At 70.6% G+C, this 21,187-nt stretch carries 24 protein-coding genes; 8 read left to right on the top strand and 16 right to left on the bottom strand.

Annotated elements, in window-relative coordinates:
• Nucleotides 1–98: 98 nt before the first annotated feature.
• From AB0O65_RS00885 to AB0O65_RS00875, 3 genes are read right to left on the bottom strand one after another with little or no spacing between them, the layout of a single operon-like run.
• Nucleotides 99–635, bottom strand: a complete 537-nt coding sequence (locus tag AB0O65_RS00885) for a GNAT family N-acetyltransferase (RefSeq protein ID WP_363382254.1) — start codon at nucleotides 633–635, stop codon at nucleotides 99–101.
• A 31-nt stretch (nucleotides 636–666) separates the two neighbouring features.
• Nucleotides 667–1,101, bottom strand: coding sequence for a hypothetical protein (locus AB0O65_RS00880; protein WP_363382252.1), 435 nt, complete (start codon nucleotides 1,099–1,101; stop codon nucleotides 667–669).
• Entirely contained in the window at nucleotides 1,088–1,282 is a 195-nt protein-coding gene (locus AB0O65_RS00875) for a helix-turn-helix transcriptional regulator (RefSeq protein WP_363382249.1), read from the bottom strand. Before AB0O65_RS00875 ends, AB0O65_RS00880 begins: the two co-directional genes overlap by 14 nt.
• A 110-nt stretch (nucleotides 1,283–1,392) precedes the next feature.
• On the opposite strand from AB0O65_RS00875, the gene AB0O65_RS00870 reads away from it, so the two are divergent.
• Nucleotides 1,393–1,878 carry a hypothetical protein gene (locus AB0O65_RS00870; protein ID WP_071642184.1) on the top strand — a complete coding sequence of 162 codons (486 nt, stop codon included), beginning with the start codon at nucleotides 1,393–1,395 and terminating at the stop codon, nucleotides 1,876–1,878.
• A 26-nt stretch (nucleotides 1,879–1,904) separates the two neighbouring features.
• On the opposite strand, the gene AB0O65_RS00865 is transcribed toward AB0O65_RS00870, so the two are convergent.
• Complete coding sequence (locus AB0O65_RS00865) at nucleotides 1,905–3,398, bottom strand: DHA2 family efflux MFS transporter permease subunit (protein WP_318247195.1); 1,494 nt, start codon at nucleotides 3,396–3,398, stop codon at nucleotides 1,905–1,907.
• Between the two features lie 75 nt (nucleotides 3,399–3,473).
• On the opposite strand from AB0O65_RS00865, the gene AB0O65_RS00860 reads away from it, so the two are divergent.
• The 3 genes from AB0O65_RS00860 to AB0O65_RS00850 all read left to right on the top strand — a co-directional run bounded on the left by AB0O65_RS00860 (nucleotide 3,474) and on the right by AB0O65_RS00850 (nucleotide 6,485).
• Nucleotides 3,474–4,337, top strand: a complete 864-nt coding sequence (locus AB0O65_RS00860) for a phosphoribosylaminoimidazolesuccinocarboxamide synthase (protein ID WP_191712247.1) — start codon at nucleotides 3,474–3,476, stop codon at nucleotides 4,335–4,337.
• 162 nt (nucleotides 4,338–4,499) lie between these two features.
• Nucleotides 4,500–5,828, top strand: coding sequence for a solute carrier family 23 protein (locus tag AB0O65_RS00855; protein ID WP_363382245.1), 1,329 nt, complete (start codon nucleotides 4,500–4,502; stop codon nucleotides 5,826–5,828).
• Between the two features lie 180 nt (nucleotides 5,829–6,008).
• Nucleotides 6,009–6,485, top strand: a complete 477-nt coding sequence (locus AB0O65_RS00850) for a nicotinamide-nucleotide amidohydrolase family protein (RefSeq protein ID WP_363382242.1) — start codon at nucleotides 6,009–6,011, stop codon at nucleotides 6,483–6,485.
• Nucleotides 6,486–6,604: 119 nt separating this feature from the next.
• Here the strand turns inward: AB0O65_RS00850 and AB0O65_RS00845 are convergent, their stop codons facing one another.
• The 4 genes from AB0O65_RS00845 to AB0O65_RS00830 are packed head-to-tail and all read right to left on the bottom strand — an operon-like array spanning nucleotide 6,605 to nucleotide 11,493.
• Nucleotides 6,605–8,194 carry an urea amidolyase family protein gene (locus AB0O65_RS00845; RefSeq protein WP_363382239.1) on the bottom strand — a complete coding sequence of 530 codons (1,590 nt, stop codon included), beginning with the start codon at nucleotides 8,192–8,194 and terminating at the stop codon, nucleotides 6,605–6,607.
• A 12-nt stretch (nucleotides 8,195–8,206) separates the two neighbouring features.
• Nucleotides 8,207–8,971 (bottom strand): 5-oxoprolinase subunit PxpA, encoded by a 765-nt coding sequence (locus AB0O65_RS00840; protein ID WP_363382237.1) that lies wholly within the window; start codon nucleotides 8,969–8,971, stop codon nucleotides 8,207–8,209.
• A gap of 48 nt (nucleotides 8,972–9,019) precedes the next feature.
• The gene (locus AB0O65_RS00835; protein ID WP_363382234.1) at nucleotides 9,020–10,018 is read right to left on the bottom strand and encodes a LacI family DNA-binding transcriptional regulator; all 999 of its coding nucleotides are present in this window, start codon (nucleotides 10,016–10,018) and stop codon (nucleotides 9,020–9,022) included.
• A 53-nt stretch (nucleotides 10,019–10,071) separates the two neighbouring features.
• Complete coding sequence (locus AB0O65_RS00830) at nucleotides 10,072–11,493, bottom strand: GH1 family beta-glucosidase (protein ID WP_363382232.1); 1,422 nt, start codon at nucleotides 11,491–11,493, stop codon at nucleotides 10,072–10,074.
• A 74-nt stretch (nucleotides 11,494–11,567) separates the two neighbouring features.
• On the opposite strand from AB0O65_RS00830, the gene AB0O65_RS00825 reads away from it, so the two are divergent.
• Nucleotides 11,568–12,086: an adenine phosphoribosyltransferase gene (locus AB0O65_RS00825; protein WP_313480324.1), complete on the top strand. Its 519-nt coding sequence runs from the start codon at nucleotides 11,568–11,570 to the stop codon at nucleotides 12,084–12,086.
• Between the two features lie 12 nt (nucleotides 12,087–12,098).
• Here the strand turns inward: AB0O65_RS00825 and AB0O65_RS00820 are convergent, their stop codons facing one another.
• Entirely contained in the window at nucleotides 12,099–13,094 is a 996-nt protein-coding gene (locus tag AB0O65_RS00820) for a cation diffusion facilitator family transporter (RefSeq protein WP_363382229.1), read from the bottom strand.
• Nucleotides 13,091–13,567, bottom strand: a complete 477-nt coding sequence (locus tag AB0O65_RS00815) for a transporter substrate-binding domain-containing protein (protein ID WP_363382226.1) — start codon at nucleotides 13,565–13,567, stop codon at nucleotides 13,091–13,093. Before AB0O65_RS00815 ends, AB0O65_RS00820 begins: the two co-directional genes overlap by 4 nt.
• A 131-nt stretch (nucleotides 13,568–13,698) precedes the next feature.
• On the opposite strand from AB0O65_RS00815, the gene purS reads away from it, so the two are divergent.
• Both purS and purQ read left to right on the top strand, forming a co-directional pair.
• A complete protein-coding gene (gene purS, locus AB0O65_RS00810) occupies nucleotides 13,699–13,947 on the top strand; it encodes a phosphoribosylformylglycinamidine synthase subunit PurS (protein ID WP_099196545.1) in 249 nt (82 codons plus the stop codon).
• Nucleotides 13,944–14,651 carry a phosphoribosylformylglycinamidine synthase subunit PurQ gene (gene purQ / locus AB0O65_RS00805; protein WP_363382223.1) on the top strand — a complete coding sequence of 236 codons (708 nt, stop codon included), beginning with the start codon at nucleotides 13,944–13,946 and terminating at the stop codon, nucleotides 14,649–14,651. The genes purS and purQ overlap by 4 nt, the downstream gene beginning before the upstream one ends.
• Nucleotides 14,652–14,690: 39 nt before the next feature.
• Here purQ and AB0O65_RS00800 read toward each other — a convergent pair whose 3' ends face one another.
• From AB0O65_RS00800 to AB0O65_RS00775, 6 genes are all read right to left on the bottom strand, one after another.
• Entirely contained in the window at nucleotides 14,691–15,122 is a 432-nt protein-coding gene (locus AB0O65_RS00800; RefSeq protein ID WP_071643324.1) for a DUF1761 domain-containing protein, read from the bottom strand.
• Between the two features lie 61 nt (nucleotides 15,123–15,183).
• Nucleotides 15,184–16,137: a siderophore-interacting protein gene (locus AB0O65_RS00795; protein WP_363382221.1), complete on the bottom strand. Its 954-nt coding sequence runs from the start codon at nucleotides 16,135–16,137 to the stop codon at nucleotides 15,184–15,186.
• Nucleotides 16,127–16,927: an ABC transporter ATP-binding protein gene (locus AB0O65_RS00790; RefSeq protein ID WP_071643320.1), complete on the bottom strand. Its 801-nt coding sequence runs from the start codon at nucleotides 16,925–16,927 to the stop codon at nucleotides 16,127–16,129. The genes AB0O65_RS00795 and AB0O65_RS00790 overlap by 11 nt, the downstream gene beginning before the upstream one ends.
• Nucleotides 16,924–17,994 carry an iron chelate uptake ABC transporter family permease subunit gene (locus AB0O65_RS00785; protein WP_363383499.1) on the bottom strand — a complete coding sequence of 357 codons (1,071 nt, stop codon included), beginning with the start codon at nucleotides 17,992–17,994 and terminating at the stop codon, nucleotides 16,924–16,926. The genes AB0O65_RS00790 and AB0O65_RS00785 overlap by 4 nt, the downstream gene beginning before the upstream one ends.
• 47 nt (nucleotides 17,995–18,041) lie before the next feature.
• Complete coding sequence (locus AB0O65_RS00780) at nucleotides 18,042–19,088, bottom strand: iron ABC transporter permease (RefSeq protein ID WP_363382218.1); 1,047 nt, start codon at nucleotides 19,086–19,088, stop codon at nucleotides 18,042–18,044.
• Between the two features lie 28 nt (nucleotides 19,089–19,116).
• Nucleotides 19,117–20,145: an iron-siderophore ABC transporter substrate-binding protein gene (locus AB0O65_RS00775; protein ID WP_363382216.1), complete on the bottom strand. Its 1,029-nt coding sequence runs from the start codon at nucleotides 20,143–20,145 to the stop codon at nucleotides 19,117–19,119.
• 112 nt (nucleotides 20,146–20,257) lie between these two features.
• On the opposite strand from AB0O65_RS00775, the gene AB0O65_RS00770 reads away from it, so the two are divergent.
• Nucleotides 20,258–21,184 carry a 2-hydroxyacid dehydrogenase gene (locus AB0O65_RS00770; RefSeq protein ID WP_313480317.1) on the top strand — a complete coding sequence of 309 codons (927 nt, stop codon included), beginning with the start codon at nucleotides 20,258–20,260 and terminating at the stop codon, nucleotides 21,182–21,184.
• Nucleotides 21,185–21,187 lie beyond the last annotated feature (3 nt).

Genomic DNA, 21,187 nt, shown 5'->3' with positions numbered 1-21,187 from the left:
GGACCGAGGACGGATGTCGGTCGATTGCACGGATGTCGCCGAGATCAAGCCGTTCCGACCGATATCCGTGGTTTTCGCCGACATCCGTCCCGGATGCGTCAGAGGGCGATCCAGTACCGGCGCAAGCGGTTGCCGGATGCCTCGGCACCCGGTTCGTCGATGACATCCTCGAGCTCGCCGCCGGCGCTCTCGATGGTGCGGTAGGAGCCGCCGTTCGTGTCGTCGCAGGAGAGCATGACGCGGTCGTACCCGGCCGCGCGCGCCCGGTCGAGCACGAGACCGAGTGCGGCGCGGGCGATGCCCTGTCGACGACGCGACGGGCGCACCGAGTAGCCGATGTGCCCACCGTGCTGTCGCAGCCACGCGTTCAGCTCGCGCCGGAAGGCGATGAAGCCGACGACCTCACCGTCGTCGAGGATCCAGAGGTAGTCGCAGGCGACATGCCCCTCAGGCAGCGTGGCCGCCGGGTCGGCATAGAGCTCAGCCTTCTCGACCGACGCGTCGCATGCAGCCCGGTCGGCTGCCCGGCCACGCTCGAGACCGGCCCCGTCGATGTGCACGTCACCGAATTCTCCGACTGTCTCCGACCACGAGTCGAAGAGCGACAGGGACGGGGATGCCAGCGAGATCGTCATCCTGCCATCCCATCACGTGTGGGCGGCGCCTTCAGCCGCGGCGCACGAAGTACCAGTTCGCCGCGAACCAGCTGATCACCAGCGCGAAGTAGAGCGCGATGGCCGTCCAGCGCGAGACCGGGTCGGTGTCGACGACCGCGTGCACGACCAGCTGCACCGTGCACAGCACGAGCGCGACGACTCCGACGGCGGCGAGTCCCTTCGTGGCCGCCGTGCGGTCGCGCTCGTCGGCGTACTCCAGCGCGTTCACGCGCTCGAGATCGCCTGACGTGCCGCGCCGGGCGAAGATCGCGCCGAGCGCACCGCCGATCGCGCCTACCAGCAGCGCCACCGCCGCGATCGTCTGGCCGAGCACGAAGCAGACCAGCGCACCCACCGCCAGCACCGCCACCAGCACGGTGTTGGTGCGCGACATGGGCCAGCGGCGGCGGGCCTGTTCGACTGCAGCATCGTCACGAGTCGACATCGAAGACCTCCTCAACGGTCGAGCCGAAATGCCGAGCCAGGTACACGGCGAGTATCAGCGAGGGGTCGTATCGGCCGGTCTCGATCGCATTGATGGTCTGGCGGGAGACCCCGACCGCGGTCGCGAGCGCCTGCTGCGAGAGACCACGCGCGGTTCTCAGCTCTTTGACCCTGCTCTGCACGCTTCAAAGGTAGGCCGCCGACATCGCAATGTAAAGCCGACTTGACAGATCAGAACAATGTCAAGCATGCTTGTCATGTCAAACATGCTTTACACCCTCAGGAGACCACCATGCAGGACGCACTCGTCGACTTCACCCAGTCCCTTCCCCTGTGGCTGCAATGGGCGGGAGTGATGCTCGCCGCGGCGATCCCCTTCATCGAGTCGTACTTCGGCACCCTCATCGGTGCGATCGCGGGGGTGCCGCTCCCGATCGCCGTGCTCGCCGCCGTCGTCGGCAACGTGATCTCCATGCTGGTCTTCGTCTTCATCGCCGCCGCCGCCCGGCAGAAGGTGCTCGCCCGACGGGGTGCGGATGCCGCGACGGATGCCCCCTCGCCGCGACGCGAGAAGGTGAAGCGCATGTTCGATCGGTTCGGTGTTCCCGGGGTCAGCCTGCTCGGTCAGACCGTGCTGCCGAGCCAGATCACCTCGGGGATGATGGTGTCGTTCGGCGCGAGCCGCAACGCGGTGATCGTCTGGCAGATCATCTCGATCATCATCTGGGCGATCATCTTCGCACTCATCGGCCAGGCGGGCATCGCCCTCTTCCGCTGAGTCGGATGCACGGCGCGGCCGTCAGATCAGTGCGCGGGCTGCGCCTCGTCGGCTCGAGCGCGCCCGAGGAAGAGCGCCGCGATCAGCGCGATGCACAGGACGCATGCGGGAAGCAGCATCGCCTGCGCCATGCCCGCCGCGAAGCCCTCCGCGATCTGCTGCGGCATCCCGCTCCCGCCACCGAGACCGGCCGGAGCGTCGGACAGGCCCGGCAGGTTCGCCTCCAGGCGGGACTGCATGAAGGCGGCGATGGCGGCCGAGCCGACCACCGATCCGATCGTGCGGGTGGTGTTGTAGATGCCCGCGCCGGCACCCGCCTGGCGCATCGGCAGGTTGCGGGTCGCGGTGGTGGCCAGCGGTCCCCACATGCCCGCGTTGCCGATGCCGAGCACGGCCGACGGCAGCAGGAACATCCAGGTCGGGGTGTCCATGTTCATCAGCGCCGCGTTCCACAGCTGCCCGCCGGCGACGCACAGCAGGCCGGGGATGAGGATCCACCGCGGATCGATCCGGTCGAGCAGCTTGCCGGCGGCCGGTGCGAGAGCACCCGAGAGCACGGCCATCGGGATCATCAGCAGCGCCGCCTGGGTGGGAGAGAGGCCGCGCGCGAGCTGCAGGAAGAACATGAACGGCAGCGACATGCCCGTCACCGCGAAGCCGACGACCGCGATCGCCGCATTCGCGCCGGAGAAGTTGCGGTCTCGGAACAGCTCCAGCGGCACCAGCGGCTCGGTCTTGGTCATCGCCTGCTGCACGATGAACAGCACCAGTACGATCACTCCCGCGATGATCAGACCCCACACCGAGATGGGCCCCACGATCGTGCCCCAGTCGTACGCCTCGCCCTCCTGCAGTCCGAACACGATGAGGAACAGCGCGAGCGCGCTGAGCACGACGCCGACGAGATCGAAGCGGTGCGGATGCGTGTCAAGCTTCGGCACGAGCATCCACGCCAGCACGAATCCGACGATGCCGACCGGGATGTTGATGAAGAAGATCGCCTCCCACCCGAAGGCGTCGACCAGCACGCCGCCCAGCAGCGGGCCCACCAGCGTGGCGACGCCCGCCGTCGCGCCCCACAGCCCCATCGCCGCGCCTCGGCGCTGCGGCGGGAAGGTGCGGGTGATGACGGCCATCGTCTGCGGCGTCATGAAGGCCGCCCCCAGTCCCTGCGCGGCTCGTGCGGCGATGAGCCCGTCGAGGGTCGTCGACAGTCCGCACCAGAGGGACGCCAGGGTGAAGACGGCCAGTCCGATCAGGTAGATGTTCTTCGGCCCGAACCGGTCGCCGAGGCGACCGGTGATCAGCAGCGGAACGGCGTAGGCCAGCAGATACGCGCTCGTCACCCACACGACGTTGTCGAGGTTGTTGGTGTCGGGGTCGAGCGCCGCCTTGATCGCGGGGTTGGCGACCGAGACGATCGTCGTGTCGACCAGCAGCATGAAGAAGCCGATCACCAGCGCCCACAGCGCGGGCCAGGGGCTGCGGGTCGCGGTGCGGGCCGTGTCAGTCGAAGTCACCCGGCAACGCTACTCCTGCCCGCCGACGTCGGCGCACCTCCGTCATCCGCTCCTGCGTGGTGGGAAGATGGGTGCGTGAGCGAAGCACAGAGCATCCCCGGCTGGCGGCACCTGTATTCCGGCAAGGTCCGCGACCTGTACGCGTCGGAAGACCCGGCCGACACCCGCATCCTCGTCGTCGCCAGCGACCGGGTGAGCGCGTTCGACTTCGTGCTCTCCCCCGGCATCCCGCACAAGGGCGAGCTGCTCACCCAGCTGAGCGACTGGTGGTTCGACCAGCTCTCGGACGTGCCCAACCACCTCGCGGAGGGCGAGATCCCGGATGCCGTGGCGGGGCGCGCCATGCTCGCGATGGCACTCGAGATCCTGCCGATCGAGTGCGTCGTGCGCGGATACATCACCGGCACCGGGTGGGCCGAGTACGCGGCGCACGGCACCGTGTGCGGCATCCCGCTGCCCGCAGGCCTGCAGAACGGCGACCGCCTTCCGGAGCCCCTGTTCACCCCCGCCTACAAGGCCCCGCTCGGCGAGCATGACGAGAACATCACCTTCGAGCGCGTGGTCGAGCTGGTCGGTGCGGAGCGCGCCGACCAGCTGCGCGACGCGTCGCTGTCGCTGTACCGTCGCGCCGCGGAGATCGCGGAGCAGAAGGGCCTGATCCTCGCCGACACGAAGTTCGAGTTCGGGGTGGATGCCGACGGCATCCTGCGCCTGGCCGACGAGGTGCTCACCAGCGACTCGTCCCGCTACTGGGACGCCGCGGCCTGGGCATCCGGCACGACACCGGAAGAGCGGATGGCGAGCTTCGACAAGCAGATCGTGCGCGACTGGCTGGCGACCAACTGGGACAGGCAGGGCGAGCCGCCGGCGCTGCCCGCCGACATCGTCGAGCAGACCGCCGACCGGTACCGCGCGCTCATCGGCCGCCTGACGGCCTGACCCGCCACCACTTCGGGGGCCGACACTCCAGATGTCGGCCCGATTCACGGAAACCGTCCGACATCTGGAGTGTCGGCCCCCCCGGTTCGTCGCACGCCGGATGCCGGGCATCCGGGGCGGTAGGGTTTCCTCGGCCCTGATCCCGACTCCCGAGGAGCCCCCATGCCGCTGTGGAACATCCACGGCAACGGTCGCACTGTCGCGCCCGGCGCCGTCGTCCGCCCCGAAGAGCGCCTGAACTGGCCGGCGACCATCGCGATCGGCGTGCAGCACGTCGTCGCCATGTTCGGTGCGACGTTCCTCGTTCCGATCATCACCGGCTTCCCCGTGCCGACCACGCTGCTGTTCAGCGGCGTCGGAACGATCCTGTTCCTGCTGATCACGCGCAACAAGCTCCCCAGCTACCTCGGATCCTCGTTCGCCTTCATCGCCCCGGTCACCGCCGCCACGGCATCGGCGGGCATGGGCTCGGCGCTCGCGGGCATCGTCGCGGTCGGCGTGCTGCTGGCCCTCATCGGCGTCGTCGTGCACACGGTGGGCGTGCACTGGGTCGACCGCTTCCTGCCGCCGGTGCTCGCCGGCACGATCGTGGCGCTGATCGGGTTCAACCTCGCCGGCGCTGCGCGCGGCAACTACGAGCAGGCGCCGATCACGGCGACCTTCACCCTCGCGATCACCATCCTGTTCGCCGTGGTGTTCCGCGGGTTCCTGGGGCGCATCTCGATCTTCCTCGGCGTGATCGCGGGCTACGTGTTCGCGGGCATCCGCGGCGAGCTCGACTTCAGCAACGTCGAGACGGCCGACTGGATCGGCTTCCCGACGTTCCACCTGCCCGACTTCGCGACCCCGGGCACCTGGTCGGCGATGGCGATGTTCCTTCCCGTCGTGCTCGTGCTGATCGCCGAGAACGTTGGACACGTGCGCGGCGTGGCCACCATGGTCGAGGATCCCGCGATCAACAAGCAGACGGGCAAGGCGCTCATCGCCGACGGCATCTCGACCTCGCTCGCCGGCTTCTTCGGCGGTTCGGGAACCACCACGTACGGCGAGAACATCGGCGTCATGGCATCCACCCGCGTCTACTCGACCGCCGCGTACTGGGTGGCCGGCATCACCGCCATCCTCCTCAGCATGTCGCCCAAGTTCGGCGCGGTCATCAACTCGGTGCCCGCCGGCGTGCTCGGCGGCATCACCACCGCCCTGTACGGACTGATCGGCGTCATCGGCATCAAGATCTGGGTCGACAACCGCGTCGACTTCTCGCGCCCGGTCAACCAGTACACCGCCGCGGTCGGCCTGATCGTCGCGGTCGGCGGGTTCATGATCAAGGATCCGGAGTCGGGCTTCGAGCTCGGCGGAATCGTGCTGGCGACGATCGGCGCGATCCTCATCTACCACCTCGGCAACCTCATCGCGCGACTGCGCGGCTCGGGCGCCGACGACCCGAAGCCGCTCGCCGGCGTGGGCGCCCCCGGAGGCGACCCGGCCTGACGCGGGCAGCGGCCCTCACAGGGCGCAGGAGAGCACGCGAGCGCAGGTGCATTCCCCGGGGAATCCACCTGCGCTCGCGTGTTCTCCTGTTCTGGGGCGTCCGGCACGGCTGCTGAGCGCTCCTCCCCCGGGTCTGTCAAGGCCCCGCGGGGCATCCGGTCTGGGCGGTATCGTCGGCGCATGCTCGATGTCACGCCTCTTGCTGATCTCGCCCGTCGCCGCGATCTGCGCGTCGCGGTCGCCGAATCGCTGACCTCCGGCGCTCTGGCCAGTGCCATCGGCGCAGGCCCCGAGGCGAGCACCTGGTTCGGCGGCGGCGTCGTCGCCTACCTGCCGGAGGTGAAGGAGCGCGTGCTGGGGTTCCCGGCCGATCAGGACCCGACCTCCGCCGGATGCGCGGAGCAGCTGGCCCGAGGCGCCCGTGAACTGTTCGACGCAGACCTGTGCGTCTCGACGACCGGGGTCGGTGGTCCGGATGCCGAAGACGGGCATCCCGCGGGGACCGTGTTCCTCGGATGGGCGACGCGCGACGAGGCCGGGCACCGCAGGCTCGACCTGGACGGCGAGCCCGAGGACGTGCTCGAAGCGACCGTCGAGGCGGCTGTCGAGCTGCTGTTCTCGCGCGCCGGCCGCGTGGAGCGCGCCGGTCGGGCGTAGCGCGCCGGTTCGGGCGCAGCGCCGGTTCGGTGGGAGACGCGGGAAGTCTCTGACGAAACGGCGCGGACGCGGCGCGTCGCCTTTGACCACGCCGTCTCTGGACACCGAGGGTCAGTGATTCACGACGCCACGCGGAAGCGGATGCGCACGCCGGGCGACAGCTGAGCCGCCAGATCGCGCACGGCGTCGGTCAGGGCGCCGATGATCGGATAGCCGCCCGTGATCGGATGATCGGGCCCGAACACCACGGGCTGGCCGTCGGCCGGCACCTGGATCGCTCCGTCCACCACCCCCTCGCTGGGCAGTTCGTCGAGGATCGCGCGCTCGAGCGGCCGCTCGCCGTGCAGTCGCATGCCGACCCTGTCGGAGCGCGCCGTGACCGTCCATTCCTGCTCGCCGAGCAGGCGCACCGCGGTCGCCGTGAACCAGTCGCGCCGGGGGCCGAGCGTGATGTCGAGCACGACGAGGCCGCCCGCCGCAGGCAGCTCGCGCGGCAGCGGCGCAGGCTCGACCGCGTTCGGCGCGGCGTCTCCCAGCGGCACCATATCGCCCGCTCGCAGCGGCGCCGGACCGATGCCCGAGAGAGTGTCGGTCGAACGGCTGCCCAGCTCTGCCGGCATCCGGATGCCCCCGCGCACCGCGATCGTGAACCGCAGCCCGCACATGGGTGCCCCGATGTGCAGCTCGTCGCCGTCGGCGACGGCGAACGGAACGCCGTGCCCGATGCGGCGGGTGGCACCGCCGGCGCCGGTCACCGCGAGTTCGCCCTCGGCCCCTGTGATGACCGCGACCCCGGCACCGTGGAAGCGGACGGCGGAAGGCCCGACGCCCTCGAGAACCGCTGCCTCGGGGGCGTTGCCGACGGCGCGGTTCGCGTCTCGCATGGCGATCTGGTCGGCAGCTCCGGATGCCGGCACGCCGAGCGCGGCGAGGCCGGGGCGGCCCCGATCCTGCACGAGCAGCTGCAGCCCCGGGTTCAGCGCCTCGAGCGCGGGCGCGGGAGATGCCGGACCGTTCGGACCGGCATCCGCGTGCCGCACGCCGACGCTCCGCTCTGCGGCTGAAGCATCCGACGTCCCCGACACCACGGCCGACACCGCAACCCGATCAGCGGTGACGAAACGCACGCGAGCGCCGGGCACCAGCAGGGCGGGTGGGTCGCGGTGCACATCCCACATCACGGCATCCGTCGTGCCGATCAGCTGCCAGCCGCCCGGAGTCTCCCGCGGATACACCCCGCTGAACCGGCCGGCGAGAGCCACCGACCCCGCGGGCACGCGGGTGCGCGGCGACGGGCGACGCGGCACGTCGAACAGCGGGTCGTCGCCGACGAGGTAGCCGAAGCCGGGGGCGAAGCCCGAGAACGCGACCGTCCAGTGTGCGGCGCCGTGCCGGCGCACGAGCTCGTCGACAGAGACGCCGAGCAGTCTCGCCGTGTCCGCGAGGTCGTCGCCGTCGTATCGGACGGGCACGACCACCTCCGGCCCCGCTACGAGCTGGACCTGGTCCGCACGGGTCGCCGAAAGCGCGGAGGCCAGCTCCGCCGCCGATGTCACCAGCGGATCGAACCGCACGAGCACGGTGCGCGCCCCCGGCACCCGCTCGATCACCCCCGGCACGTCGGCCCAAGCGCGATGCATGCGCATCGCCTCGTCGAGGTCGGCGCACTCGACGAGCACCGCCCGATCCGACGCCGTCAGCACCCGCATGCGCTCACCCGCTCAGACCACGACGAACGGGGCGATCTCGATGCCCGCGCCCTGCAGCATCCGCTTCGTCTCAGCCGCCATCGTCACCGCTCCGGGGCTGTCGCCGTGCACGCAGATCGACTGCGCGTCGATGCGCACATCGGTGCCGTCGACCGCCCGCACGACACCCGACTCGATCAAACGCACCATCCGCCGCGCCACGACGGAGGGGTCGTGCAGGACGGCCCCCGGCTGCGTGCGCGGAACGAGGGTGCCGTCGGGCAGGTAGCCCCGATCGGCGAAGGCTTCGGCGGCCGTTCGCAGTCCCGCGCCCGCGGCGATGTCGAGCACCACCCCGCCGGCCAGCCCCAGCATCACCAGCGCCGGGTCGACGGCGCGCACGGCCGCGACCACAGCCCGGGCCTGTCGTTCGTCGCGCGCGATCGTGTTGTACAGCGCCCCGTGCGGCTTGACGTAGGCGACCCGGCCGCCGACGGCCGCGGCGAGGGCCATCAGGGCGCCCAGCTGGTATTCCACCTCGGCCTGCAGCGCGCGCGACTCGGGCTCGAGCGGCGTGCGCCCGAAGTTCTCGCGGTCACGGTACGCGGGGTGCGCGCCGATCGCGACCCTGTTCGCCACGGCAGCAGTAAGAGTGTCGCGGATGCCCTCGGCGCTGCCGGCGTGGAAGCCGCACGACACGTTCGCGCTGGTCACGATCTCGAGCATCGCCGCGTCATCGCTCACCACGCGCTCGGCGGAGTTCTCGCCGAGGTCGGAGTTGAGGTCGATGGATGCCATACCGCCTGTCTACCCAACCCGTGTGCGGCTGTCCATCCGGGGTGCGTGTCAGACGGCGGGTGCCGACCCGCGCACCACGAGCTCGGTGGGCAGGATCGTCAGCGCCTCGGGCCGCCTGCCCGCCAGCAGGTCGACCACCATGTCTGCGAGCATCTCCCCCTGCGCGAACATCGGCTGGCGCACGCTGGTGAGGTCGGTCGACTCGGCCACCCGGGAGTCGTCGAAGCCGACGATCGCGACGTCGTCCGGCACCCGCAGCCCCGCCGCGCGCAGCACGCCGAGCGCACCGCGGGCCATCAGATCGCTCGCCACGAAGATCGCGTCCGGCTGCTCGTCGCGCTGCAGCAGCAGACGCGCGGCCTCTGCCCCGCCGTGCTCGCTGAAGTCGCCGTCGATCTCGCCGACGCTCTGCAGGCTGGCATCCGCCAGCGCCGCGAGGAACCCGTCGCGGCGGTCTGCGCTCACCGCCATCGTCATCGTGCCCGTGATGGTCGCGATCCGCCGGCGGCCGAGCGCGATGAGGTGCTCGGTCGCGGCGCGCGCCGCGGCCACGTTGTCGACGTCGACGATGATGTCGCTCTCGCGCGTCACGGCCGGCCGCCCGCCGAACACGACGGGCACGGCTTCTGCGATGCGCTCGATGAACGAGTCGCTGGCGTGGTGCGACACGATGATCGCGGCATCCACCCCGCCGTTGCGCACGAAGCGAGTCATCTTGCCGTCGGGGTCGTCGCTCGCGATCAGCAGGTTGAGGATGTACTCCGACTCGGCCAGGCGCGAGCTGATCCCCGCGACGACGGATGCCAGGAACGGGTCGCCGAAGAACCGGGTGGTGTCCTCGGGGACGACGAGTCCGATCGCGTGGGTCTGCCGGCTGGCGAGCGAGCGGGCCGCACGATTCGGGGCGTAGCCGAGCTGGGCGATGGCATCCTGCACGGCCGCGAGCGCCTCGGCGCTGACCGACGTCGACCCGTTGACGACCCTGGACACCGTCGAGCGCGACACTCCGGCGAGTGCGGCGACCTCTTCGATCGTGGCTCGGGGCATCAGGGTGCGTGCTTTCGGGAATGCGTGTCGGCTGGGTCGGTGCGCAGCGTCGCTCACCGACCGGTGTGCGCGGCGATGATGCGAGCGTACTCCGCACCGCTCTGCTTGATCGTGCGCTGCTGCGTCTCGTAGTCCACGCGCACGATGCCGAAGCGCTTCTGGTATCCCCACGCCCACTCGTAGTTGTCCAGCAGCGACCAGTAGAAGTAGCCGCGCACGTCGACGCCCTGCTCGATGGCGTCCAGCGTGGCCGCGACGTGCGCACGCAGGAACTCGGTGCGCTCGACGTCGGCGACCTCGCCGTCGGCGCCCACCTCGTCGTCGTAGGCGGCACCGTTCTCGGTGACGTACAGCGGCACATCGCCGGCGTAGTCGTTCGCGACGCGCACGAGCAGACGGGTGAGACCCTCGGGCTGCACCTCCCAGTCCATCCCGGTGCGCGGCAGGCCGCGCTCGACCCAGTAGATGCCCTCCTTGGAGGGGAACGGCGAGCGCGTCTCACGCTGCTGGCCCTCGGTCTGGTGCGGGTCGCCCCCGCCGGGCTGCGGATGCCCCGACAGCAGCTCGCCGTGGTAATAGTTCACGCCCAGCGCGTCGAGCGGCGTGGAGATGACCTCGAGGTCGCCGGGCTGCACGGCGGCCTGCCACTCGGCGACTGCGGCCGGGTCGACCTCGCGGAAGTCCCGGACGATGTCGGCGGGATACTCACCGTGGAAGATCGGGCTCAGGAACCAGCCGTTGAACTGGCCGTCGATGCGGCGGGCGGCGTCGACGTCGACCGGGTCGTCGACGTCGGCCGGGTCGGCGACGGTGAGGTTGAGCGTGATGCCGAGATCGAGCGACGAGTCCCGCTCGCGCAGCGCCTGCACGGCGCGACCGTGCGAGAGCAGCAGGTGATGCGAGGCGAGAAGGCCGTCGCGGATGCTCGTGCGCCCAGGCGCGTGCACGCCCGCGGTGTACGAGAGGAACGACGAGCACCACGGCTCGTTCATGGTGGTCCAGTGCTGCACGCGGTCGCCGAGCACGTCGTGCACGCTGAGCGCGTAGTCGGTGAAGCGCTCGGCGATGTCGCGATCGGTCCAGCCGCCGAGCTCTTCGAGGGCCTGCGGCATGTCCCAGTGGTGCAGGGTGAGCCACGGCACGATGTCGGCCTCGAGCAGCTCGTCGACCAGACGGCTGTAGAAGTCGAGGCCCTTCGCGTTGACCGGGCCGCCGTCGGGGCGCACGCGCGACCAGGAGGTCGAGAATCGGTACGTCTGCAGCCCGAGCCGCTTCATCAGCGCGACGTCGTCGGCGTAGCGGTGGTAGTGATCGCAGGCGACATCGCCGTTGTCCGCGCCGACGACGGCTCCGGGCACGCGCGCGAAGGCATCCCAGATCGACGCCGTGCGGCCGTCTTCGAAGGCCGCGCCCTCGATCTGATAGGCCGCGGTGGCCGCGCCGAAGAGGAAGCCGTCGGGAAAGGTTCGGGTCATGGTGACCATGATGCCATGACTTGCTGGGAGCGCTCCCATGGGCGGGCCGCCGAGCCGTTCGGTAACCTTGGCAGGTGAGTCCCGAACTGGCGCGCGCCGAGTCCCTGATCGCTTCGATCCCCGACTACCCGCAACCGGGCATCCTGTTCCGCGACATCATGCCGCTGCTGGCGGATGCCAGGGCGCTGCGCGCCACGACCGCCGCACTCATCGAGCCCTTCGCGGGCAGCTTCGACATCGTCGCGGGGATCGAGGCCCGGGGCTTCATCCTCGCCGGAGCCGCGGCGATCGCCGCCGGCGTCGGGTTCGCCCCGATCCGCAAGGCGGGCAAGCTGCCGCGGCCCGCAGCGGCCGTCGACTACGCCCTCGAGTACGGCACGGCCACGGTCGAGATGCACGACGACCTTCCGGCGGGCACGCGCGTGCTGCTCATCGACGACGTGCTCGCCACCGGCGGCACCCTCGCCGCCGGACGCCAGATCGTCGAGCGGCTCGGCTATCACGTCGCCGGCATCAGCGTGCTGTTCGAGATCGACGGACTCGGCGGCCGCGAGGCGATCGGCGATCTGCACACCGTCTTCCACTCGGCCTGAGCGGGCACCCTCTCACTCGTTCCGCTCCGACTGGCGCTCCCGGCGCCCGCCGACCTCCTCGGGCAGCTCGTCGATCGGCACGATGACGATGTCCTGCACCTTCCAGTCCAGGTCGATGCACGCCTCGCGAGCGGCGATCAGGTCGGCGAGCTTCGGCGTGCGTCCTCTGCGCGGCACGACGAACGACTCCACGTGCAGCACGTGGCCCTGGTCGCGCACGCGCGATCCCACCTCCTGCGCCCACGGCAGCGAACGCAGCAGCTCGTCGATCTCGCCGGTCAGGGGGTGCACCCTGTCGTCGTCGAACGTCGTCGCGGCGGCGTCCATCAGGTCGGTGATCGCGGCGCGCATGTTGCGCACTCCGTCCCACAGGATGCTGCCGGCGATGAGCAGCGCCGCCACGGCATCCGTCCACCACCATCCGATGCCGATGCCGAGCACGCCGACGATCGATCCGACGGCGGTCTGCCAGTCGGCCTTGTTCATGTCGGCGTCGGCGTACAGCACCTTGTCGTGCAGCTCTTTCGCGAGGCGCATCTTCACCCGACCGAACCAGATCGGAAGCGGGATGGTGAGCGCCATCACGATGACCATCAGCCAGCCCAGCCAGATCGGCTGCCCGAACAGCACGACGGTGCCGATGGGCGGATGCTCGCCCCCGATCAGACCGGTCAGGGAATCGATGATGAGGAACGCTCCCATGGCCATCAGCGCCACGGCCGCCACGAGGTGGGCGACGCCGACCGCGCGGTGCAAGCCGTACGGGTAGCGGCCGCTGGGCGGGCGGCTCACGATGCGCACCGCAACGAGGAAGGCGACCGGCGGGGCCAGTGAGAGCAGGTCCTCGATCCAGGCCGCCTTCATCGCCTGCGAGTTGCCCATCACCAGGTACACCATCGTGATGGCCACGGCGAGGAAGACCAGGGTGTACCACTCGAAGCGGATCGCCTTGCGCAGCGACTTCTCCTGCTGCTCGGGAAGCTCCGTCCGGCCGAATCGCGTCGTCATGAGCCGACCTCCTCGTGCAGGAAGATCTCGAGCTCTGTGAGCAGGGCGTTCTCGCCCATCCGCACGATCATCACGTGCTTCTGCGGCCCCTCCTCGGTCTCGCGCTCGGTGTACGGCCGCGTCACCGCGCCGCGATCCGTCCAGGGTGTGTCATCGAGGAACCCTCCGACCACGAGGTCCAGCTCGCCGCGCTCGAGGGCCGTGAGCAGGTCGGCCTCGCTGCCGGTGGTCCACTCCACCCGCGCATCCAGCTGCTCGGCGAACTCCTGCACCAGCTCCGGTTCCGACCCGGTCGGCTCTCGGCCGTCGTGCACGTCGACCCAGGGCGGCTGCTCGGTCGCTCCGGCGCGCAGAGTGCCGCCCTCGATCCGCTCGAGACTGCCGTGCGGATCGGCGGGCATCCGCATCCCGCAGCCGGTCAACGCGACCAGCAGCACGAGCGCCCCCGCGCCTGTCACTCGCCGTCTTCTCATGGCGCCGACACTAGCGAGGCAGCTGAACGGCGACCACCCCTCCCCCCACCCCTTGACAGACGCGACGGCCGCGTATCGCCGAGCCGACGCACGCTGCATGAGCACCGATCGCATCGCCTAGAATCGGGGGTATGCCCACCATCGTCGTCGACGTCATGCCCAAGGCCGAACTGCTCGACCCGCAGGGGAAGGCCGTCTCCGGCGCCTTCGCCCGCCTGGGCGTCGAGAGCTTCAGCCAGGTCCGCATCGGAAAGCGCTTCGAGCTCACGGTCGACGGCGAGGTCACCGACGACGTGCTCGCCGAGGCGCGGCGCCTGGCCGAGGACGTGCTGTCGAACTCCGTCATCGAGGATGTCGTGGGAGTCGAGGTCGCGCCGTGAGCGTGCGCATCGGCGTCATCACCTTCCCCGGCTCGCTCGACGACCGCGACGCGCAGCGCGCGGTGCGCATCGCCGGCGCTGAGCCCGTCGCCCTGTGGCACGGCTCGCACGATCTCGAGGGCGTCGACGCTCTCGTGCTGCCCGGCGGATTCAGCTACGGCGACTACCTGCGCTCGGGGGCGATCGCGGCTCTGTCGCCGATCATGGCCGAGGTCAGGGCCGCAGCCGAGAAGGGGATGCCGGTTCTCGGCATCTGCAACGGCTTCCAGATGCTCGTCGAGGCGCACCTGCTGCCCGGCGGCCTCATCCGCAACGATCACCAGCACTTCGTGCGTCGCGACCAGCGCCTGACGGTGGAGAACAACGACACCGCCTGGACGAACACGTTCGCGAAGAACCAGGAGATCGTCATCCCGCTCAAGAACGGCGACGGCGGCTACATCGCCGCCGACGAGACCCTCGACCGCCTCGAGGGCGAGGGACTCGTGGCGTTCCGCTACGCCGGGGTCAACCCCAACGGGTCGCTGCGCGACATCGCCGGCATCACCAACGACCGCGGCAACGTGGTCGGCCTCATGCCGCACCCCGAGCACGCCACCGAGGCGGGCTTCGGCCCCGACACCCGTGCCGCCATGCGCTCGGGCGTCGACGGTCTGGGCTTCTTCGAGAGCGCCATCGCCGCGGTCGCGCGCATCGCGGCGTAGCCGCGACGCATCCGCGTCGCTGCACCCGCTCCGCGGCCGTCAGAGGCCTGCCGGCGGCCAGACGCCGATGATCACGGCCATCACGAGCACCGTCACGAGCTCGTGACCGATGTTGACGGTGGTCAGCCGGGTCGAGCGCCCCTCGAACGCGTCGTGCGTGATGAAGCGCGCCGCGGTGAACCCCGCCCACAGGGTGACCGCGGTGACCAGCGAGGCCCAGAAGTACGAGCCCTCGTAGAAATGCCAGGCGATCGTGGCGGCGCCGGCGAGCACCCACGCGGTGATGAAACCGACCAGCACCGTGGTGATCATCGGCCACAGCGGGCGGCGGGAGGGATGCTCGAGGTCGACGCCCGCGAGCCGAGCCCACCGCTCGCCCATCACGCCGCGGGCGTACCAGACGGCGCCCACCACCATGCTCGACGCGGTCGCGACCAGCACCGCCCAGTAGTTGATCTCGGGAACCGTCATGACGCCTCCTTCATCGGATGCGGCTCAGACTACTCCCGGACGCCGTGGCGTTCGAGGTCGTTCAGCCGCGCATGGCGACGCCGTGGCGCCAGTACCCCATGAACGCCACCTGCGCACGGTCGACCCCGATGTCCTTGACGAGGTGACGACGCAGCGTGGTCACCACTCCGCTCTCGCCGGCGATCCAGAAGTATCGGTCGGCGGGCGCGTGGGTCGCGGCGATCTGGTCGCCGAGGCTGGAGTACGCCGGGGTCTCCCAGAGAAGGTCCTCGGTGTCGACATCGCGCACGTCGACGTGCGTGTGCGCGTCGCCGAGATGGCCGAGCACCGCCGGGATGAGCGCCGATCCGTGCGCGTCGCCGTCGGTGCGCGGCAGCCAGGTGATCTCCACGCCTGCGGGTGCGGCGATCTCGAGCACGTCGGCCGGCTCGGGCACCTCGATGAACGCGGTGCCCCGCAGGTCGCGCGGGGCGTCCTCGAGGATGCGCGCGATCGCCGGCGCCGCCGTCTCGTCACCGGCGAGGAGCACCGAGCGCGCTTCGCCGGGCGCGAACTCCGCGCCGCCGTGCTCCCGGGCCGCCACCCCACGGCGCGGGCCCACGACAAAGATCGGCTGCCCCACGCGTGCGTCGGCCGCCCACCGCGAGGCGGGGCCGGTGCGGCCGGGGCTCAGGTGCAGCACGAAGTCGATGACGATCTCGGTGCCCGCATCCGTCACGGTGAGCTCGCGCACCGAGTACGTGCGCATCGACCCTCGCTCGTCTTCGGGAACCGCCAGGTACGACCCCCACCAGTCGTCACCGTCTCGGTCGATCGGAGGCACGGCATCCGGTCGGGGCGGGAAGATCAGCTTGATCCGCGAGTCGTACGTGTCGCCGGGGGTGCCGAGCTCGTCGAGGTCGTCCCCGCCGAAGGTGATCCGCACGAAGTTCGGCGAGACGCGCTCGACGGCGCGCACCTCGGCGAGCGCCAGCAGGTAGGTGGGCCGGGTCTTCGTGGTGGTGTCAGCGGACATGATGCCTCCCGATGGGCGTGACCATCGGTTTGCCCGAGACGGGGTCGACGGTGATCTGATTGGCGAGGCCGAAGACCTCCTGGACGAGTTCTGCGGTGACGATCTCTTCCGGGGCGCCGACGGCGTGCACCCGGCCGTCTTTCATGGCCACCAGCTCGTCGCTGTACCGGGCGGCGAGGTTGAGGTCGTGCAGCACCATCACGATGGTGGTGCCGCGCGAGCCGCTCAGGTCGGTGAGCAGATCGAGCACCTCGACCTGGTGGGCGACGTCGAGGAACGTGGTCGGCTCGTCGAGCAGCAGGATGTCGGTCTGCTGCGCGAGCGCCATCGCGATCCACACCCGCTGCCGTTGACCGCCGGAGAGCTCGTCCACGCTGCGATCGGCGAGTTCGCTGATGCCGGTCGCGTCGAGCGCATCGGCGACGACCGCGTAGTCCTGTGCGCTCCAGCGCGCGAGCATCCGCTGATGCGGGTGTCGCCCCCGACCCACGAGGTCGGCCACTGCGATCCCCTCGGGCGCGACGGGCGACTGCGGCAGCAGCCCGAGAACGCGGGCGACCTCTTTCGACGGGCGGGCGTGCACGGATGCGCCGTCGAGCACGATCTGGCCCCCGGCGGGGCTGAGCAGGCGCGCCAGCGCCCGCAGCAGCGTCGACTTGCCGCATCCGTTCGCCCCGACGATCGAGGTGATCCGGCCGGGCGCGATCGACAGATCGAGCCCCTCGATCACCGTGCGGTCGCCGTACGCGAGCGTGACGGATTCGGCCGCGAGAGTGTGCGCCGCGGTCACAGGGAGCCTCCCGAGCGGTTGGTGCGGATCAGCAGGTAGATGAGGAAGGGCGCGCCGAGCACGCCGGTGACGACTCCGACGGGATAGCGGGCGCCGAGGGCGAACTGGGCGAGCAGGTCGCTGCCGAGCACGAGCGCCGCGCCGACGAAGGCGCTGGGCAGCAGCAGGTTCGCGCCGGGGCCGGTGATGCGCGCGGCGATCGGCCCGGCCATGAACGCGGCGAAGGCGATGGGTCCGGCGGCGGCGGTAGCGAAGGCGAGCAGCGCGACCGCCCCGAGGATGAACAGCATGCGCGTCGCGTTGACCCGCACCCCGAGGCCGGCGGCGGAGTCGTCGCCCAGCTGCATGGCGGCGAGCGAACGCCCCTGCGACAGCATCAGCGGCATCACGATCACGGCGGCGATCGCCATCGGCAGCACGCGCTCCCAAGAGGCGTTGTTGAGGCTGCCGCTGAGCCACTGCATGGCGGTCTGGATGTCCCAGCTCGCAGCCCGCGAGAGAAGGTACGAGATCACGCTCTGCAGCACCGCGGCGACCCCGATGCCGATGAGGATCAGTCGGGTGCCCGCGAAGCCGCCTCTGATCGAGAGGGCGTAGATCAGCGCGGCCGTGGCGAGCGCGCCGCCGAGTGCGAGCAGCGACACCGCCGGGCCGTCGAGCGAGAACACGATGATGCCGATCACCGCTGCGGCACCGGCGCCGTGCGAGATGCCGATGATGTCGGGCGAGGCGAGCGGATTGCGCAGCAGCGTCTGGAACGTCACGCCGGCCATCCCGAAGCCGAGCCCGGTCAGCACCGCCAGCACGGCCCGGGGCAGCCGCAGCTCGCCCACAGTGAACGAGGCCCCCGGCACCGATTCGCCGAGCACGACCCGCACGATCTGATCGGGGCTGTAGAACCGGTCGCCGACCATGAGCGCGACAGCGAAGAGCACGCACACCAGAGCGCCCAGCAGGATCGTGGCGAGGGCGTGGCGACGGTGGCGCGCGCGGCGGCCGGCGATGACGCGCACGACGCGCTGCGCGCCGGTGTCGGCCGGCCGCTCGAGCGTGTGCGCGGTCGGGATGCTGGTCTCTATCGGGGCATGTGCGCCTGCCGTGCGCTCGCGTGTGCTCACAGCTCGCGCACCTTCTGCCTGCGCACGATCCAGATGAAGAAGGGCGCACCGACGATCGCCGTGATGATGCCGACCTGGATCTCCTCCCCGGACGGGGCGATCACCCGGCCGATGACGTCGCTCGCGGTCAGCAGCACCGCTCCCGCCATCGCCGAGAACGGCATCAGCCAGCGATGGTCGGTGCCGATCAGCATCCGGCACACGTGCGGCACGACCAGACCGACGAAACCGATCGGGCCGGCGATCGCGGTGGCGGCGCCGGCGAGGATCACGGCGCCGAGCGCGGCGAGCATCCGCGTGCGGGCGACGTTCTCGCCGAGGCCCCTGGCCATATCGTCGCCGAGCGCGAGCGAGTTCATCCCCCGTGCGCTCAGCAGGCAGATGAGAGCGCCGAGCGCCAGCACGGGCGCGGTGACCGCGATGCGCGGCCATTCCGCACCGCCGACGCCGCCCACCTGCCACGACTGGAACGTCTGCAGCAGATCGACCCGCGGCAGCATGATCGCGCTGATCAGCGAGGCGAAGGCGGCCGAGGTCGCCGCACCCGCGAGGGCGAGCTTGAGCGGGGTGGCACCGCCACGGCCCAGCGAGCCGACCGCGTACACGAAGACCGCCGCCACCGCGGCGCCCGAGATCGCGAAGGCCATCTGCCCGAACGGGTCGCTCAGCCCGAACGAGGCGATGCCGACGACCACGGCGAGGGAGGCGCCGTTGGAGACGCCGAGGATGCCGGGTTCGGCGATCGGGTTGCGGGTGACGGCCTGCATGGCCGCGCCCGCCATGGCGAGCGCGGCACCGACGAGCAGGGCCAGCGCCGTGCGCGGCATCCGCTTGATGATCGCGGCCTGCTCGATCGTCTCGTTCTGCCCCGACAGCGCGGCGAGCAGATCGTCGATCGTCACCGCCCGCACGCCGAACGAGATCGACAGGATGCTGAGCACGACCAGCGCCGCGACGCCAGCCATCAGCCACGACGCGCGCGCCAGCGCCGGCCGGCGCAGGTGCGCGACGGCCGGTGCTGGTGCGGCGGTGGTGGAGGTCACGAACGGGGTCTCCGCAGGCGGAAGGGACTTACTTCGCCAGCGGCGCGGCGAGAATGTCGAAGTAGTCGTTCAGGCCCCACGGGATCGACAGCGGCGACGGGTTGGCGGATGCGGCGATCGGCGTCGCGTCGGGCAGGATCGCGATGCGGCCCTCGGCGATCGCGGGGATCTTCGACAGCAGCGGGTCGGCTTGCAGGGTCGCCACGGTGGAGTCGTCGCCGTAGGTGACGAACAGGTCGACGTCGTCGAACCGCTGCGCCTCCTCGGCCGACACCTCCAGGTAGAACTGGTCGCTGTCCGCGCTGTCCTCGACGATCTGCGGCAGCGGCAGGCCGAGCTCGTGCAGGTAGCCGGGGCGGGTGTCGGCGGCGGTGTAGTAGCCGATCTTCGACAGGTCGCTCATGTCGAAGTAGCCGAACAGCACCTTCGCGTCCTTGAGCGCCGGATGCTCGGCGAGCGCGGCCTCCGCGTCGGCGTCGAGCTGCTCGATGAGGGCGTCGCCCTCCTTCTCGAGGCCGAGCGCCTCGGAGTTCATCTCGATCATGTCCTCGACCGAGGTGCCCCACGCGACCTCGGGGTAGGCGACGACGGGAGCGATCTTCGACAGCGTGTCGTACTCCTCCTGCGTGAGCCCGGAGTACGCGGCGAGGATCACGTCGGGGGCGGTGTCGGCGACGGCCTCGTAGTCGATCCCGTCGGTCTCGTCGAACAGCACCGGCGGCTCGCCGCCGAGCTCGTCGAGCTTCTCCTCGACCCAGGGCAGGATGCCGTCGTTGTCGTCGTCTCCCCAGGTGGCCTTGCTCATGCCGACCGGGACGATGCCGAGCGCCAGGGGCACCTCGTGGTTCGCCCAGGCGACGGTGGCGACCCGCTCGGGCTTGGCGTCGATCACGGTCTCGCCGAAGGCGTGCTCGACGGTGACGGGGAACGACTCGCCGGACGAACCGGTGGAGGCGTTCGAGTCATCGGAGCTGTCATCGGCTGCGGAGGCGCAGCCGGCGAGACCGACGGCAAGGGCTGCTGCGGCGGCGAGGGCGAGGAGACGGGAAGATCGCACGGGCGTTCCTTCGGGTGGGTGGCGGCGTCACCGAGACCCGGTGCGCACTTTGGTAAGGCTTGCCTAAGGTAGCACGCGAACCCTGCGGGGCGCACGCCGGTAGGGTCGTAGCGTGAGCCTTCTCGTGACCGTGCCGACCGAGCGTCTCGCCGCGAACCTGGGCGCGCTTCCCGACGGGGTCGAGCTGCGCATCTGGGACTTGCGCTCCCCCGCGCCGGCCGACCGCATCGACATCGTCGTGCCGCCGTACATGGGCGGCAGCCGGGTGCTCACGGCGCTCGAGGGACTCCAGGTCGGGCTCGTGCAGGGCCAGTCGATCGGGTACGACGGTGTCGCGGAGGCACTGCCCTCCGGTATCCCGTTCGCGAACGCCGCGAGCGTGCACGAGGCATCGACCGCCGAGCTCGCGGTGGGGATGATGATCGCCGCGCAGCGGCAGCTGCCCCGGTTCGTGCGCGCGCAGGACCGCGGCGAGTGGGCGCCGGTCTTCACCGAGAGCCTCGCCGACCGGCGCGTACTGCTGGTCGGCTTCGGCGGCGTTGGCACGGCGATCGCCCGGCGCCTGGCGCCGTTCGAGGTCGAACTGACCGCGGTCGCGCGCACCGCGCGCACCGAGCAGGTCGAGGGTGTCGGCGAGATCGCTGTGCACGGTCTGGACGAACTCGACGCACTGCTGCCGGATGCCGAGATCGTGGTGCTGAGCCTGCCGGCCAGCGACTCCACACATCATCTCTTCGACGGCGAACGGATCGCGCGCATGGCGAAGGGCGCTCTGCTGGTCAACGTCGGTCGCGGGCCGCTGATCGACACCGACGCCCTCGTCGACGCGCTCAGCGCCGATGCGATCCGCGCGGCATCCGACGTCTTCGAAGAGGAGCCGCTGCCCTCAGGGCATCCGCTCTGGAGCGCCCCGAACCTGCTGATCACCCCGCACGGCGGCGGCGCCTCGACGGCGATGAACCCGCGCATCGCGCGACTGATCCGGCGTCAGATCGACCGGATGCTGGCGGGAGAGCCGCCCGTGAACATCGTGATGTAAGCG

Source organism: Microbacterium sp. NPDC077391 (genome assembly GCF_040686955.1).
GTDB classification, from domain to species: domain Bacteria; phylum Actinomycetota; class Actinomycetes; order Actinomycetales; family Microbacteriaceae; genus Microbacterium; species Microbacterium commune.
The sequence above is the reverse complement of the archived record's forward strand: the minus strand, read 5'-3'. Positions and strand labels throughout refer to the sequence as shown.

What these genes read in the sequence shown, in the direction of transcription:
- AB0O65_RS00885 (WP_363382254.1), bottom strand. Translation starts at nt 635, where the DNA reads ATGACGATCTCGCTGGCATCCCCGTCCCTGTCGCTCTTCGACTCGTGG.
- AB0O65_RS00880 (WP_363382252.1), bottom strand. Translation starts at nt 1,101, where the DNA reads ATGTCGACTCGTGACGATGCTGCAGTCGAACAGGCCCGCCGCCGCTGG.
- AB0O65_RS00870 (WP_071642184.1), top strand. Translation starts at nt 1,393, where the DNA reads ATGCAGGACGCACTCGTCGACTTCACCCAGTCCCTTCCCCTGTGGCTG.
- AB0O65_RS00855 (WP_363382245.1), top strand. Translation starts at nt 4,500, where the DNA reads ATGCCGCTGTGGAACATCCACGGCAACGGTCGCACTGTCGCGCCCGGC.
- AB0O65_RS00850 (WP_363382242.1), top strand. Translation starts at nt 6,009, where the DNA reads ATGCTCGATGTCACGCCTCTTGCTGATCTCGCCCGTCGCCGCGATCTG.
- AB0O65_RS00845 (WP_363382239.1), bottom strand. Translation starts at nt 8,194, where the DNA reads ATGCGGGTGCTGACGGCGTCGGATCGGGCGGTGCTCGTCGAGTGCGCC.
- AB0O65_RS00840 (WP_363382237.1), bottom strand. Translation starts at nt 8,971, where the DNA reads ATGGCATCCATCGACCTCAACTCCGACCTCGGCGAGAACTCCGCCGAG.
- AB0O65_RS00835 (WP_363382234.1), bottom strand. Translation starts at nt 10,018, where the DNA reads ATGCCCCGAGCCACGATCGAAGAGGTCGCCGCACTCGCCGGAGTGTCG.
- AB0O65_RS00830 (WP_363382232.1), bottom strand. Translation starts at nt 11,493, where the DNA reads ATGACCCGAACCTTTCCCGACGGCTTCCTCTTCGGCGCGGCCACCGCG.
- AB0O65_RS00820 (WP_363382229.1), bottom strand. Translation starts at nt 13,094, where the DNA reads ATGACGACGCGATTCGGCCGGACGGAGCTTCCCGAGCAGCAGGAGAAG.
- AB0O65_RS00815 (WP_363382226.1), bottom strand. Translation starts at nt 13,567, where the DNA reads ATGAGAAGACGGCGAGTGACAGGCGCGGGGGCGCTCGTGCTGCTGGTC.
- purS (WP_099196545.1), top strand. Translation starts at nt 13,699, where the DNA reads ATGCCCACCATCGTCGTCGACGTCATGCCCAAGGCCGAACTGCTCGAC.
- AB0O65_RS00800 (WP_071643324.1), bottom strand. Translation starts at nt 15,122, where the DNA reads ATGACGGTTCCCGAGATCAACTACTGGGCGGTGCTGGTCGCGACCGCG.
- AB0O65_RS00795 (WP_363382221.1), bottom strand. Translation starts at nt 16,137, where the DNA reads ATGTCCGCTGACACCACCACGAAGACCCGGCCCACCTACCTGCTGGCG.